Source organism: Haloarcula sp. K1 (assembly GCF_001647155.1).
Classification (GTDB): domain Archaea; phylum Halobacteriota; class Halobacteria; order Halobacteriales; family Haloarculaceae; genus Haloarcula; species Haloarcula hispanica.
Map to the genome: position 1 here is coordinate 533,550 of NZ_LRHL01000023.1, position 13,596 is coordinate 547,145.

Sequence of the window (13,596 nt, forward strand, 5' to 3'; positions counted from 1 at the left end):
ACATGGAGGGGTTCGTTCTCGCCGGCACAAGCTCCGGCGTCGGCAAGACCGTTGCCACGCTGGCGACCTTGACAGCGCTCGAAGACGCCGGGTATCAGCCCCAGCCGGCCAAGGCTGGCCCGGACTTCATTGACCCGAGTCATCACGAAGCACTCGTCGACACACCGTCGCGGACGCTCGACCCCTGGCTTGCGGGCGAGGACGGGATGCGCCGGACCTACTGGCGCGGCACGGGCGATATCTGCATTGTGGAGGGCGTGATGGGGCTCTACGACGGGACGAAGACGTCGACGGCAGCGGTCGCCGAGGGGCTGGACCTCCCGGTCGTTCTGGTCGTCGATGCGAAAGCCGGCATGGAGAGCGTCGCCGCGACGGCGCTGGGGTTCGCGCAGTACGCCGACCGCATCGGTGTCGACATCGAGGTGGCTGGCATCCTCGCACAGCGCGCCCACGGCGGCCGGCACGCCGACGGTATCAGGGACGCGCTTCCCGAGGATCTGACGTACTTCGGTCGAATTCCGCCGATGTCGGACCTGGAGATTCCGGACCGCCATCTCGGGCTACATATGGGCTCAGAGGCCGGGCTCGACCGTGACGCACTCTCGACAGCGGCAGAGACCATCGATATCGAGCGGCTGGTCGAAACGGCACGGGCACCACCGGAAGTGGCGACTACGGAGCGAAATACTGGCGACTCGCCGGCTGACCGCCGGGTCGCCGTTGCACAGGACAGCGCGTTCTGTTTCATCTACCCCTCAGTACTCGAACGACTCCGGTCTGAGGCGTCCGTCGAGCCGTTCTCGCCGGTCGCCGGTGACTCAGTGCCTGATGCCGATGCGATATATCTGCCCGGCGGCTATCCAGAACTCCACGGCGAGTCGCTCGAAACCGGCGACACACTCGATGAAATAGCCGTCCGTGCCGCTGACGGCGTCCCCGTCTACGGCGAGTGTGGCGGGCTGATGGCGCTGTCGGAGTCGCTGACGACGACCGACGGCGACACCTACGAGATGGCCGGGGTCCTCCCCGCGGACATCGAGATGCAGGACCGATATCAGGCGCTTGACCACGTTGAGTTAGAAGCACGGACAGACACCGCCGTGGCCGCGTCCGGAGCGCACCGCCGCGGACACGAGTTTCACTACTCCGCTGCGGCCCTCGGCAGCGATGCGTCGTTCGCTTTCGACATGGTTCGGGGCGACGGTATCGACGGCGAACACGACGGCCTCACAGAATACAGCACCATCGGGACGTACTGTCATTGCCACGGCGAAAGTGGCGCGTTTGACCGTCTGCTTGCAGTGCCTTCGAAGGATATCTGACGTACGGCCCGCCGTCGGACGCGTGGCTGACTGCCCGCAACCTTTTTTTCGACAGACAGCGTCGTTCTGATAATGAACGAGTTGCGCGACCTGCTCGGAGACCTGGTCGCAGACGTCGACGCCGTGTTCCTGTTTTCCCCGAACGCGTCGTTCTTCGAGGAGTTCGACGACGTTGACGAGGAAATCGTCGTCGTCGGCCCGGAGAACACCCTCGATGCGGAGCCGTTCGTCGAACTGCCGATCGACTTCACCGACCTCGAAGGCCGCCTCCGCTTCGGTATCGAGGGCGCGCTGGAGCAGGGCATCGTCGACGAGGGCGACGAGGTGCTCTGCGTGACCGAGGTACTGGACGGTGCCGAGAACACGCTCGTGCGGGTCCAGACCAACGACTTCTCCCCCTCCGGCGTGTACGACATGTTCGTCAACTCCAGGGCGGACGCGAGCGTCGTCCGGGACGTGTTCGAGGTCGCTATCGAACTGGGGAAGAAAGGCCAGAAGGGCAAGCCCGTCGGTGCCCTGTTCGTCGTCGGCGACGCCGGCAAGGTGATGAACAAGTCCCGGCCGCTGTCGTACAACCCCTTCGAGAAGTCCCACGTCCACGTCGGCGACCCCATCGTCAACGTGATGCTCAAGGAGTTCTCGCGGCTCGACGGCGCGTTTGTCATCTCCGACGCCGGCAAGATCGTCTCCGCGTACCGGTACCTCGAACCCTCCGCAGAGGGGGTTGACATCCCCAAGGGACTCGGTGCTCGGCACATGGCGGCCGGCGCGGTCACCCGTGACACCATGGCGACGGCTATCGTTCTCTCGGAGAGCGACGGGCTCGTACGGGCGTTCAAAGGCGGGGAGTTAGTCCTCGAGATCGATCCCGAGGAGTACTGAGGATGCAGTTTGGTTTCGACTGGGCAACCATCATCCGGCAGGTGTTCTCGCCACAGGGAACGTTCGTCTTTTCGCTCGTGGTACTGGCGTTTGGCATCGTGCTCGGCTATCTCGTCTGGCGCTCGTCCCGGCGGTTCATGCGCGAACTCGGTGTGCCAGAGGCAGTTGAGGGGACACCGTTCGAGCGGACGGCGCGGGGACTCGGCACATCAACTGTCGGCATCGTCTCGAACCTGGCGGCGCTGTTTATCTACATTACGACGGTCACCGCCGTCCTCAACATCGCGCAACTGACAGACCCGGAACTGTACTGGGCCCGCTTCACGTCGTTCCTACCTGACCTGTTTATCGCCCTGTTCGCCGTCATCATCGGCCTCATCGCGGGCGACAAGGCCAAGCTCATCGTCTCCGAGCGACTGCGCAGCGTCAAGATGCCCGAGGCGACGGTGCTGCCCGAACTCGTCAAGTACAGTATCTTCTATCTGGCAGTACTCATCGCACTCGGGCAACTGGGCGTCGAAACCCTTGCGCTGCTCATTCTCCTCGGGGCGTACGCGTTCGGGCTGGTGTTCGTCTGTGGACTGGCACTGAAGGACATCCTGCAGGCCGGTGCAGCCGGTCTTTACCTCCTGTTGACAGAGCCATACAGCATCGGGGACGAAATTGTCATCGGTGACCAGAGCGGCATCGTGCAAGAAGTCGACATCCTCGTCACGCGTATCGAGAGCGACGGCGAGGAGTACATCATCCCGAACAAGCGCGTGTTCAACGCGGGTATCGTCCGTATTCGCGGCTAAGTGAGGTTACGCTTCTTCGGTTGTCTCGTCGTCCGCGCCCAGCGGTTCGGCCGGGACGCCAGCAACGGTCGTCTCTGGCGGCACGTCGGCAGTCACGAGCGAGTTCGCGGCGACCTGTGCGCCCGGGCCGATTTCGACGCCGGGAAGCACAATCGCGCCCGCACCAATCATGGCCCGTTCGCCGACAACGACTTCGCCAGTGCGGTACTCATCCTGCAGGAACTCGTGACACAGCAGCGTCGCGTCGTAGCCGATGATTGCGTGGTCCTCGACGGTGATGAGTTCGGGCCAGAACACGTCCGGCGTCGACTCCAGCCCCCACGCGACGCCGTCACCGACGGTGACACCGAGCCGCGAGAGTAGCCAGTTCTTCAGCCGGAGGCTCGGCGAGATGCGACAGACGAGGATGACGACGTAGTTGACCATCACCCGGAGCGGGTGTTTGGCGTCAGGCCACGGGAACAGGGAGTTGTGCGGCCCGGGCGTGGGGTGCTGGCGCAGTCGGTCGTGTCGTGGACCACTCACGTCCGTCGTGTACGGGGCCGCGATAATCAAACCCGTCGGCTCGCCGGCGGTCACCGCGTCCAGAACGTCGGCGTCAGCATCACCAGCACGGGGACGATTTCGATTCGGCCGACCCACATCAGCAGTATCATCAGCACCTTGCTCGACTGGGCGAATCCCTCGTAGGTCCCGTAGGGGCCGGCCTGCCCGAACGCCGGACCGATGTTGAAGAACATCGACGCGGCGGCGCTGAGGGCCTCGAACTCGGTTATCGGTGCGCCCGCCCGCTCGCCGTCGGCCACGAGCAGGACAGTACCGAGTATGAAAAACACCAGCGCGACCAGCGTGTACGCATACACGTCGCGGACGGTGTCCTCGTCGACGATTTCCCGTCCCAGTCGGACCGGGCGGACACTCCAACGGTGGGCCGAGACGTTCAGGTCCCGCCAGAAGGACTTGGTGACGATGAGCCAGCGCAGCGTCTTGATAGAGCAGGTGGTGCTCCCGGCCATCCCGCCGATGAACATCATCACGAAGAGGACGTTTTTCGCGCCGGCCGACCAGGTGTTGAAATCCGTTGAGGCGTAGCCCGTCGTCGTGACGATGGCGGCGGTCTGGAAGACGGCGTGGCGAACCGTCGCCCCGACGCCACCGGTGAATCCCTGATCGAGCACGAGTAGGCCGCCGATGAGCAGGGTGCCGACCCCGAGAATCCCCACGTAGAAGTGGAACTCCTCGCTCTGCCGGAGTCGGTCAGTGTCGCCCCGAACGAGCGCGTACAGCAGGACGAAGTTCGTCGCGCCGACAATCATGAACAGCGTCACCGCCCACTGGACGGCCGGCGAGAACGCGCCGATGCTCTCGGCCCGTGGGGAGAAGCCGGCCGTCGCGATGGCGGTGAACGCATGAGCAATCGCGTCGAAGAGGGTCATCTTCGGGGCGAGGCCGCTCACTCCCAGCGCGAACAGAATAGCCGCCGCAGCAGCTGTTAGACCGAGATACAGCAACCCCAGGATGCGCGCCGTATCCTCGATGCCGGGCGTAAGCTTTGTCACATTCTCGGTCCGCGTCTCCGTCTCCATGAGCTGTGCGCCGGCGACCGAGAGCCGCGAGAGCACGGCCGTCGCGAGCAACAGGACGCCGAGGCCGCCGAGCCACTGGAGGACCTGCCGCCACATCAGCAGTGCCTGCGAGTGGGCGTCGAAGTCCCGGATAACGGTCGCGCCCGTGGTGGTGATGCCGCTCATTCCCTCGAACAGCGCGTTGACGGGGGTGGCGAAGACGCCGGTCCCCTCAAGGAACAGCGGTATCGCGCCGACCACGGCGATGGACAGCCAGGCCAACGACACCGTCAGGAACGCCTCGCGGTCGTCGATGCGCTCGCGCTGGAGGCGAGCGAGCGCTGTGCCGACGCCCAGCGTAATCGCTATCGTGACGAGATACGGTAGCGGCGACTCACCGTACAACACAGCCACCAGTGCGGGAATCACCAGCGGAACGGCCAACCACTGCAAAATCGCACCGAGAACGTTCAGCGACGACCGCACGTCGACAGTGGTCAGTGCCAAGGGCGTTCACCGCCCGGCGATTTTCCGGCGCGTGACCGCTGACGCTGCCACCACGCGCTCAGTCCGCGCCGCCGCGGATGTCGTTCATGTGGTCGATACGCTGCTGAACCAGATCGGCTTTACCGATGTCGTGGCGGACCCGAAGCCCCTCCGTGCCGGCCCGTTGGAGTGATGCCTCAGCGATGGCCTCTGCGTCGCCAATCGTTTCGGCCAGGCCGACGACGGCGTAGGATCGCGACGTGGTCGTGTAGATGCCGTCCTCGCGGTCGTCGACGCTGGCGTAAAACAGCAGCGCCTCCGGAGCCGTCTCCGCGTCGTCGCCGGACTGCTCGCGGTGATCCTGAACGACTTCCGCGATGACATCGTCGTCAATGGTCACCTTCGCCCCGGCGTCGGGGTCGGTCGGGTAGCCGTCCGGGACGGCGTACTTGCAGACGGTCGCCATCGGGCGGAAAGAGAGTTGCGGCAACGGCTCCTCGTCGCGGGCGGCAGTCAGCACGTCGAGGAAGTCCGTGTTGAGCACCGGCAGCGTGTTCATCGCCTCGGGGTCGCCGAAACGGGCGTTGAACTCCACGACGCGGGGCCCGGTCTCGGTGAGCATGAACTGGCCGTAGAGAACACCTTTGTAGCCCTCAAGCGCGTCGACGGTCGCCCGGAGCACGTCGACGGCGTCCATGTAGTCATCCTCGTCCATGAACGGGAGGTGGAGGCTGGAGTCCGAATAGCTCCCCATCCCGCCGGTGTTCGGCCCCTCGTCGCCCTCGTAGGCGCGCTTGTGGTCCTGCACCGCCGGCGTGACGCGCAGTTGGCCGTTGGCGACAAAGGCCTGGACGGTGAACTCCTCGCCGACGAGGCGCTCCTCGAGGACGACGCGGTCGTAGTCGGAACTCCGGAGGTATTCCTTGGCCTCCGCGGCGGTACACTGGTCGCCGATGACACGGACGCCCTTGCCGCCGGTGAGGCCGGCGGGCTTGACCGCGAGGTCGCCGTCGTACTCGTCGATGTACTCGCAGGCGGCGTCCATGTCCTCGAACGTCTCGAAGTCCGGACAGCCGGGGATGTCGTGTTCCCGCATGAACCGCCGCTGGAACGCCTTGTCCGTCTCGATGCGAGCCTCCGCCTCCTGTGGCCCAAAGGTGTAGACGCCGGCGTCGTCCAGCGCGTCGGCGACCCCGGCTGCAAGGGCCGCTTCGGGTCCGATGACGGCGAGCGTCGCGTCGACCTCCTGGGCGTAGGTCGTCACTGCCGTCGGGTTTGTCGTGTCGAGTGCCTCGAAACCGTCGGCCAGTGCGACAATACCCGGGTTCCGGTTGCCGGCACAGGCGTACAGCTCCCCCGGTGAGTCCGCGAGCGAGCGCGCAATCGCGTGTTCCCGGCCGCCGCCACCCACGAGCAGCACTGTCTCTGTCATACTCGAAGGCCGGATTGGCTCTCACCTAAGTATTGTCTTTTCGCCGGTTTTCGCTGACTGCGACGGTCGTTTCCACATCGGAAGCGCTGTCGTGTACGGTCCGCCGGACAGAGACCGAGAGCTACTTTGCCCAACCTTGTGACACACAGGTGCATGCCCTCGTCCCGCCCCTTCATCGACCCCGCTACAGGAGAGTTGGAGATAGCCAGAATTATCTCCGAAGCCGTTCCGCTGGCGAAACTCATCGGCGTGTTCGTCGCTGTGAGCCTCCCTCCCTACGCCGTCGCGCTCTTCGGCGCGGAGAACACCGCATTGGGTGCATTACTGGCCCTACTCGGGGATTTTATCCTCGCCGTCGGAGCCGGCGTCGTTCTCATGTACGTCATCGTCCGTGGCATCCAACTGGCTGACGAGTGAGGCCTAGCTGCCGTCGTCGCGTCTCTTTTCCCCGCGGCGCTCCCAGCCAGAGGTATGAGCGACACGACGGACCCGACCTCTCGCAACCGACTCGACGAGGCAGAGAGCCCGTATCTCCGCCAGCACGCGGACAACCCCGTCAACTGGCAGCCCTGGGACGAGCAAGCCCTGGAGGCCGCCAAGGAACGGGACGTGCCTATCTTCCTCTCGATCGGCTACGCGGCGTGTCACTGGTGTCACGTCATGGAGGAGGAGAGCTTCGAGAACGAGGCCATCGCCGAGCAACTCAACGAGCACTTCGTCCCGATAAAGGTCGACCGCGAGGAGCGGCCGGACCTCGATTCGGTGTACATGAGCATCTGCCAGCAGGTGACCGGCGGCGGTGGCTGGCCGCTGTCGGCCTGGCTCACGCCCGAAGGCGAGCCGTTCTACGTCGGGACGTACTTCCCGCCGGAGGAGAAGCGCGGCCAGCCGGGCTTTGGCGACCTGCTCCAGCGGCTCGCCGACTCGTGGTCGGACCCCGAACAGCGCGAGGAGATGGAGAACCGCGCCCAGCAGTGGACCGAGGCCATCGAGAGCGACCTCGAAGCGACGCCGGCCAACCCAGAGGACCCAGCGGAGGATATCATCCAAACTGCCGGAACGATTGCCCACCGCGGCGCGGACCGGCAGGACGGCGGCTGGGGCTCCGGTGGCCCGAAGTTCCCCCAGAACGGGCGGCTCCATGCACTTCTGCGAGCCCACGCGGACGGCGGCCAAGAGGACTACCTGACCGTCGTCGAGGAGACGCTGGACGTGATGGCCGACCGGGGGCTGTACGACCACGTCGGCGGGGGCTTCCACCGCTACGCGACGGACCAGCAGTGGGCCGTCCCGCACTTCGAGAAGATGCTGTACGACAACGCCGAGATCCCGCGGGCCTTCCTCGCCGGCTACCAGGCCATCGGCTCGGAGCGCTACGCGTCGGTCGTGCGGGAGACCTTCGAGTTCGTTCAGCGCGAGCTGCAACACCCCGACGGGGGCTTTTTCAGCACGTTGGACGCCGAAAGTGTCCCACCTGAAGATCCGGATGGCGACAGCGAGGAAGGGCTGTTCTACGTCTGGACGCCCGAGCAGGTCCACGACGCCGTCGATGACGAGACTGACGCTGACATCTTCTGTGACTACTACGGCGTCACTGAGCCGGGCAACTTCGAGGGGGCGACGGTGCTCGCCGTCCGGAAGCCGGTGTCAGTGCTGGCCGAGGAGTACGAACAAAGCGAGGACGAAATCACGGCGAGCCTCCAGCGCGCACTGAACGAGACGTTCGAGGCCCGCGAAGAACGTCCGCGGCCGGCCCGCGACGAAAAGGTGCTGGCCGGCTGGAACGGTCTGATGATTCGGGCGCTCGCCGAGGGCGCGATTGTCCTCGATGACGCCTACGCCGACGTGGCCGCCGACGCCCTCTCGTTCGTTCGGGAGCACCTGTGGGACGCCGATGCGGAGCGACTCAATCGCCGCTACAAGGACGGCGACGTGGCCATCGACGGCTATCTGGAGGACTACGCGTTCCTCGGCCGCGGCGCGCTGACGCTGTTCGAGGCGACCGGCAACGTGGAGCACCTCGCGTTCGCGATGGACCTCGGCCAGGCCATCACCGAGGCGTTCTGGGACGACGACGAGGGCACGCTCTTTTTCACGCCGACCGGCGGCGAATCGCTGGTCGCGCGACCCCAGGAACTGACCGACCAGTCGACGCCCTCCAGCACCGGCGTCGCCGTCGACCTCCTGCTGTCGCTATCCCATTTCAGCGACGATGACCGCTTCGAGACGGTCGCAGAGCGGGTCATCCGCACCCACGCCGACCGCGTCTCCTCGAACCCGCTCCAGCACGCCTCGCTCACGCTAGCGACGGATACCTACGAGCAGGGTGCGCTGGAACTGACGCTGGTCGGCAATCAGCCCGATTATCCGAGCGAGTGGACGGAAACCCTCGCCGAGCGGTACGTCCCGCGCCGCCTGCTGGCTCACCGACCGGCCGACGAGGGCCGCTTCGAGCAGTGGCTCGACGCGCTCGAACTGGACGAGTCGCCGCCGATCTGGGCCGGCCGCGAGCCGGTCGACGATGAGCCGACGGTGTACGCCTGCCGGAACTTCGCCTGTTCGCCGCCGAAACACGACCTCGGGACGGCGTTAGACTGGGGCACAACGGCCGACGACGGAGAGTAGCCTCACGCCATCGCGTCTTCGATCTGGTCGGCGAGAGACACGGCGATAGGGACCGGCTCCTCCTCGACAAAGCGGGCTATCTCCTCGCCGTCGTGCTCGACGACGACCGTCGGAATGAGTTCGATGTCGTACTCCTCGACATGTGGTCCGGTTTTCGAGCCGTCGTCTTCCTTCTCGACGGGATAGTGGTGAATCTGGGCGTCCGGGATATGGGCGGCTTTCAGGGCCGCGCCGAAGTCGGGGAGCTGGGCCCGGCAGTCCTTGCACCAGTCGCCGCCCCAGATCTTGTACTCGAACTCATCAGCGTAGTGTGTGAGAACGTCGACGGTGTCGGAATAGGCGTCTTCGACCCACACCGGGTTCGGCTCCATGGTTTCGAGCGTTTGACTCATAGCTGGCTGTATGTAGTCAGGGGGCTTGAAATCCCCGGCCGTGAATTTTCCGCTTCAGACGGGCTCCAGCGGAAAATCGGTGTTTCAGCCGAGGCGAGTCCGGACGCGCTAGCGGTCGACTCGGACAGTCGTCCGAACGTCCCGAGACGACCGGCCGATTTCGACGGTGTAGGTCCCGGAATCGACTGTCCAGCCGGAATCCGTGTCGTACCGCGAAAACGCCAGGTCGTCCAATGTCAGCTCCACCGTCTGCCGTTCGCCGGCGTCCAACTGCACGGCCTCGAACCCGGCGAGTTCGCGCTCCGGGCGGTCGGCGTCAGCCGCGGACGGCGGTCGGACGTAGGCCTGGACGACCTCTCGACCCGGCCTGTCGGCGACGTTCTCGACGGGGACTGCGACAGTCTGCTCGTCCGTTGCTTCGGCATCGCCGTACTCGAACGCCGCGTACGAGTGGCCGTGGCCGAACGGGTAGGTCGGGTCCACATCCGCGTCGTCGAAATGCCGGTAGCCGACAAAGACGCCCTCATCGTAGTGGACTTCGTCATCGACACCGGGATAGCGGCGTTCAGTCCCTGCAGTCGGATACTCGCTTTCCGGGGCGAAGGTGACCGGGAGCCGGCCGCTCGGGTCGCGGTCGCCGTAGAGGACGGCGGCCGCCGCGTCCCCGTCCGCCTGCCCGGGATACCACTGTTCGAGGACCGCGGCCACGTCCTCCCGCCACAGGAGTTCTACGGGGCCGCCGGACCTGACGACGACCACGGTGTTCTCGTTGGCGGCCGCGATGGCCGAGACGAGTTCATCCTGTCGTCCCGGCAGTTTCAGGGAATCCCGGTCCCGCGCCTCTGTCGTCGCGTCGCGGACGAACACGACGGCGACATCGGCGGACTCGGCTGCCGTGACGGCGTCGTCGAGCGATGGTTCCCGGTCGGCTGTGTCGCCAGCCGCACCGTCGGTTTCGTCGTCCTCGCCGACGAACGGCAGGAGGTCAAACAGCGAAACGGATTCGATTTGCGGGACGCCGAACGCTGTCGTGACTGCGCCCTCGGAACGAGATTCGATCCCGTCGACCGGGGTAACCGAGTGGATCGGCGTTGTTTCTGAGGAGCCACCACCGCCCAGTTTCGGCTCGTCGATATTCGGCCCGATGACGGCCACGTCCGCCCCGTCATCCAGCGGCAGGACGCCGTCGTTGTCGAGCAACACGGTTCCGCGGGCCGCAACGGCCGAAGCGATATCTCGGTGTCGCTGGCTGTCGAGTTCGCCCACCGACGCGTCGCTGCTTTCACCGGCTTCGGCAGTAGTCCGATTACTGTCCAGCCGCCCGAATCGATCTATCTGGCCGAGAATCCGCCGAACCATGTCGTCCAGCCGGCCGGCCGGGACTTCGCCGCCGTCGATGGCATCGGCGAGCGGGTCGCCGAACAGGCCCGCCCGCGTTGCGTCCGGGATGCCGTCGGGCCACTCGAACTCCTCGTCGCCATCCGCGGTGTCGCTGTCGGCGGCTTCCGCTGCGCCGGGGGCCGCCACGCCGGGCATCTCCAGGTCCATGCCTGCATTCGCCGCGTCGACGGTGCTCTCCAGTCCGTACCAGTCCGAGACGACGTAGCCGTCGAACCCCCACTCGCCTTTGAGTACGTCGCCGACGAGGCGCTCGTGGTCGCTCATGTGCGTGCCGTTCACTCGGTTGTACGCCGTCATCACCGACCCGACGCCGGCGTCGACGGCCGCGCGGAACGGCGGGAGGTACAGCTCTCGGAGGGTCCGCTCGTCCACTTCGGCGCTAACGGTCGTGCGGTGTGTCTCCTGGTTGTTTGCGACGAAGTGTTTCACTGTCGCCGCGATATCCGCGGACTGAATGCCGTCGATAAGGCCGGCCCCGACAGCGCCGGCGTGGACGGGGTCCTCGGAGAGATACTCGAAGTTGCGACCGCAGTGTGGAATCCGGATGATGTTCACGCCGGGCGCGAGCAACGCGTCCTGATCGAGCGCCGTCGCCTCGCGGCCCATCGCCGCTCCCTGTCGCCGAGCCAGGTCGGGGTCGAACGTCGCCGCGGTCGCAATCGACGCCGGAAAGGCGGTCGCACGTTGGCCCTCAGCGCGGATTCCCAGCGGCCCGTCGACGAGGCGAAACGGCGGAATCCCGGCCGCCTCAACGCCAGAGATGTATCCCGTCGCTGTGCCTTCCGGGTCGGTTGCGCCGCGAACGAGCGCGAGTTTCTGTTCGCGGGACAGCCGGGCGAGCACCGCTCCAATGTGGTCGTCGTCAGCCATATCGCAGTTCACAGCCGAGCGGGCCTTATACTGTCGGCTGCTCAGGACGGCGTCTCAGAGAGCTGTGTCGACCTTGTTTCGAGCCCCGAAATGACGAGTTTCGCGCCGCCGGACCGGCTCTCCGTCATCTCGACGTCCCACCCGTGGGACTCGACGACGTGCTGGACGATGGCCAGTCCGAGGCCGGTCCCCGACTCGGAACTGGTGACGCCGTGCGTGAATACCTCCTCTCGTTCCTCGGGCGGCACGCCGGGGCCGTTGTCGCTGATCGTGAACCCGTCCGGGGTGGCGTCGACGCGTATCGTTACCCCCGCGCCGCCGTGTGCCACACTGTCGTCGGACCCTGTCCGACTGTGCCCGTGGTCAGCGCTGTCGTCGGCATCTGGTCGACTGCCTGTAGAACCATGTTCCACACTGTTCCGAACCACGTTTTCGAACAGTTGCAGGAGCTGGTCACGGTCGCCGATAATCTCCCGGTCGCCGTCGATTCGCAGCGTCGCCTTGCCGGTGTCGACGTGGCCCCAGGCCGCCTTCGCCAGCGCCGAAAGCTGTAGCTCGACCCTGTCAGTCGTCTTTTCGTCGCGGGCGAAGGCGAGTACCTCGTCGATGAGGCTACTCATCCGGTCGTGGGCCTCCTCGACACGGTCGAACTCTTCGGGGTCGTTCCGCTCTCGGGCCAGCGCCAGTCGGCCCGAGGCCACGTTCAGCGGGTTCCGGAGGTCGTGGGAGAGGACAGCGGCGAACTGGTCGAGCTGCTGGTTCCGGCGTTCGAGTTCCCGCTCGCGCTCTTTCTGCTCGGTGATTTCGTGGACGAGAAACACGCGTCCGACCAGCGCGTCGTGGGAGTCATACAGCGGGGTGAGTTGGACGTCGAAAAACCGGTCGCGCTGCTCGATGACGGCCTGCGTTTCCTCGGCGTCGTCGTTCAGGCCGCGGTACTTTTCCAGTAGCTTTGGCGACGTTTCGAGCGCGTCCTCGACGGATTTCCCGACGATATCTTCGTCTCCAAGCAGTTGCCGGCCGACGTCGTTGGCCTCGATTATCGTATCGTCCGTATCGACGACGAACACAGCGCTGTTGAGGGATTCGACGACCTCCCGGTAGGCGACCGGCGAGATGTCCAGCAGTCGGCCTTTGAAAAACGCCCACGAGAGCGTGAGCCCGGTGCCAGCCAGCAACAGCGGTGTAAATTCGATTGCGGTATCACCGAAGATGCTGACAACGCTCCCGAACCACGGGAGCACGATAGCCAGTAGGACGGCGTACACCTGCTTCCGGTACAGGCCGCCGGAGACGAGTGCGTAGTGGATGAGAAGCGCACTCGACACGGCGATGAGTGCATAGGAGTATACCAGATGCCCCCAGAAGACCGGTCCAGGGGTTATCTCCCAGCCGTACATACCAGCGTCCGTCGGGCCGGAGATAGCGTATATCGCACCGTCGGGGCCGACAAACAGCGCGGCAAAGAACACGAGAGGTTCGACAGCCAGTAACGCGACGGCCCGCCAGCCGAGATACCGGTCGCGGCCGGTGTAGGCCAGCGCGAACACGAACAGGCCGGCCATCGCGGGCATCACGCCGACGTACAGGCCGTACGCGAAGAACAGAGCCAACTCAGTCCCGCGCGTCAAAACACCGACCGCGGCACAGAGGTCCCATATCGAGAGCCCGGCGAGCAGAACAGAGAGCGCGGTCCCGCCGGGAGAGTCACGCCGGCTCCACGCGTACACCGACAGCGTCCCGAGGACAACGGCCACGACAAGCAGGGAAAAGGCATATGCAACGAGCAGCGTGGCCATTGACGTATAATCCGGCTCTGCGAGT

Annotated in this window: 11 protein-coding genes; 5 read left to right on the forward strand and 6 right to left on the reverse strand. The window is 65.5% G+C overall.

Annotated elements, in window-relative coordinates:
- The first annotated feature begins 2 nt into the window (after positions 1–2).
- The 3 genes from AV929_RS10045 (at position 3) to AV929_RS10055 (ending at position 3,001) form a co-directional block, all read left to right on the forward strand.
- Positions 3–1,322 carry a cobyrinic acid a,c-diamide synthase gene (locus AV929_RS10045; RefSeq protein WP_064288174.1) on the forward strand — a complete coding sequence of 440 codons (1,320 nt, stop codon included), beginning with the start codon at positions 3–5 and terminating at the stop codon, positions 1,320–1,322.
- Positions 1,323–1,394: 72 nt separating this feature from the next.
- Entirely contained in the window at positions 1,395–2,204 is an 810-nt protein-coding gene (gene dacZ / locus AV929_RS10050; RefSeq protein ID WP_004960990.1) for a diadenylate cyclase DacZ, read from the forward strand.
- Between the two features lie 2 nt (positions 2,205–2,206).
- The gene (locus tag AV929_RS10055; protein WP_064288175.1) at positions 2,207–3,001 is read left to right on the forward strand and encodes a mechanosensitive ion channel domain-containing protein; all 795 of its coding nucleotides are present in this window, start codon (positions 2,207–2,209) and stop codon (positions 2,999–3,001) included.
- A 6-nt stretch (positions 3,002–3,007) separates the two neighbouring features.
- Here the strand turns inward: AV929_RS10055 and AV929_RS10060 are convergent, their stop codons facing one another.
- The 3 genes from AV929_RS10060 to purD are packed head-to-tail and all read right to left on the reverse strand — an operon-like array spanning position 3,008 to position 6,484.
- Positions 3,008–3,556 (reverse strand): DapH/DapD/GlmU-related protein, encoded by a 549-nt coding sequence (locus AV929_RS10060; protein ID WP_175055171.1) that lies wholly within the window; start codon positions 3,554–3,556, stop codon positions 3,008–3,010.
- 20 nt (positions 3,557–3,576) lie between these two features.
- Positions 3,577–5,073, reverse strand: a complete 1,497-nt coding sequence (locus AV929_RS10065; RefSeq protein WP_064288176.1) for a TrkH family potassium uptake protein — start codon at positions 5,071–5,073, stop codon at positions 3,577–3,579.
- A gap of 58 nt (positions 5,074–5,131) precedes the next feature.
- A complete protein-coding gene (gene purD / locus AV929_RS10070; RefSeq protein WP_064288177.1) occupies positions 5,132–6,484 on the reverse strand; it encodes a phosphoribosylamine--glycine ligase in 1,353 nt (450 codons plus the stop codon).
- Between the two features lie 153 nt (positions 6,485–6,637).
- On the opposite strand from purD, the gene AV929_RS10075 reads away from it, so the two are divergent.
- Together AV929_RS10075 and AV929_RS10080 are read left to right on the forward strand one after the other, a co-directional pair.
- Positions 6,638–6,901, forward strand: a complete 264-nt coding sequence (locus tag AV929_RS10075) for a hypothetical protein (protein ID WP_050038163.1) — start codon at positions 6,638–6,640, stop codon at positions 6,899–6,901.
- Between the two features lie 54 nt (positions 6,902–6,955).
- On the forward strand, positions 6,956–9,109 hold the full coding sequence (locus tag AV929_RS10080) for a thioredoxin domain-containing protein (RefSeq protein ID WP_064288178.1): 2,154 nt from the start codon (positions 6,956–6,958) through the stop codon (positions 9,107–9,109).
- A gap of 2 nt (positions 9,110–9,111) precedes the next feature.
- Here the strand turns inward: AV929_RS10080 and AV929_RS10085 are convergent, their stop codons facing one another.
- The 3 genes from AV929_RS10085 to AV929_RS10095 form a co-directional block, all read right to left on the reverse strand.
- Positions 9,112–9,501 (reverse strand): thioredoxin family protein, encoded by a 390-nt coding sequence (locus AV929_RS10085; RefSeq protein ID WP_050038165.1) that lies wholly within the window; start codon positions 9,499–9,501, stop codon positions 9,112–9,114.
- Positions 9,502–9,609: 108 nt separating this feature from the next.
- Entirely contained in the window at positions 9,610–11,772 is a 2,163-nt protein-coding gene (locus tag AV929_RS10090) for a beta-glucosidase (RefSeq protein WP_064288179.1), read from the reverse strand.
- Positions 11,773–11,813: 41 nt separating this feature from the next.
- Positions 11,814–13,571: a histidine kinase N-terminal 7TM domain-containing protein gene (locus tag AV929_RS10095; protein ID WP_050038167.1), complete on the reverse strand. Its 1,758-nt coding sequence runs from the start codon at positions 13,569–13,571 to the stop codon at positions 11,814–11,816.
- Positions 13,572–13,596 lie beyond the last annotated feature (25 nt).

Coding starts and splice junctions, on each gene's coding strand:
- AV929_RS10045 (WP_064288174.1), top strand. CDS start 3: ATGGAGGGGTTCGTTCTCGCCGGCACAAGCTCCGGCGTCGGCAAGACC.
- dacZ (WP_004960990.1), top strand. CDS start 1,395: ATGAACGAGTTGCGCGACCTGCTCGGAGACCTGGTCGCAGACGTCGAC.
- AV929_RS10055 (WP_064288175.1), top strand. CDS start 2,207: ATGCAGTTTGGTTTCGACTGGGCAACCATCATCCGGCAGGTGTTCTCG.
- purD (WP_064288177.1), bottom strand. CDS start 6,484: ATGACAGAGACAGTGCTGCTCGTGGGTGGCGGCGGCCGGGAACACGCG.
- AV929_RS10075 (WP_050038163.1), top strand. CDS start 6,638: ATGCCCTCGTCCCGCCCCTTCATCGACCCCGCTACAGGAGAGTTGGAG.
- AV929_RS10080 (WP_064288178.1), top strand. CDS start 6,956: ATGAGCGACACGACGGACCCGACCTCTCGCAACCGACTCGACGAGGCA.
- AV929_RS10085 (WP_050038165.1), bottom strand. CDS start 9,501: ATGAGTCAAACGCTCGAAACCATGGAGCCGAACCCGGTGTGGGTCGAA.
- AV929_RS10090 (WP_064288179.1), bottom strand. CDS start 11,772: ATGGCTGACGACGACCACATTGGAGCGGTGCTCGCCCGGCTGTCCCGC.
- AV929_RS10095 (WP_050038167.1), bottom strand. CDS start 13,571: ATGGCCACGCTGCTCGTTGCATATGCCTTTTCCCTGCTTGTCGTGGCC.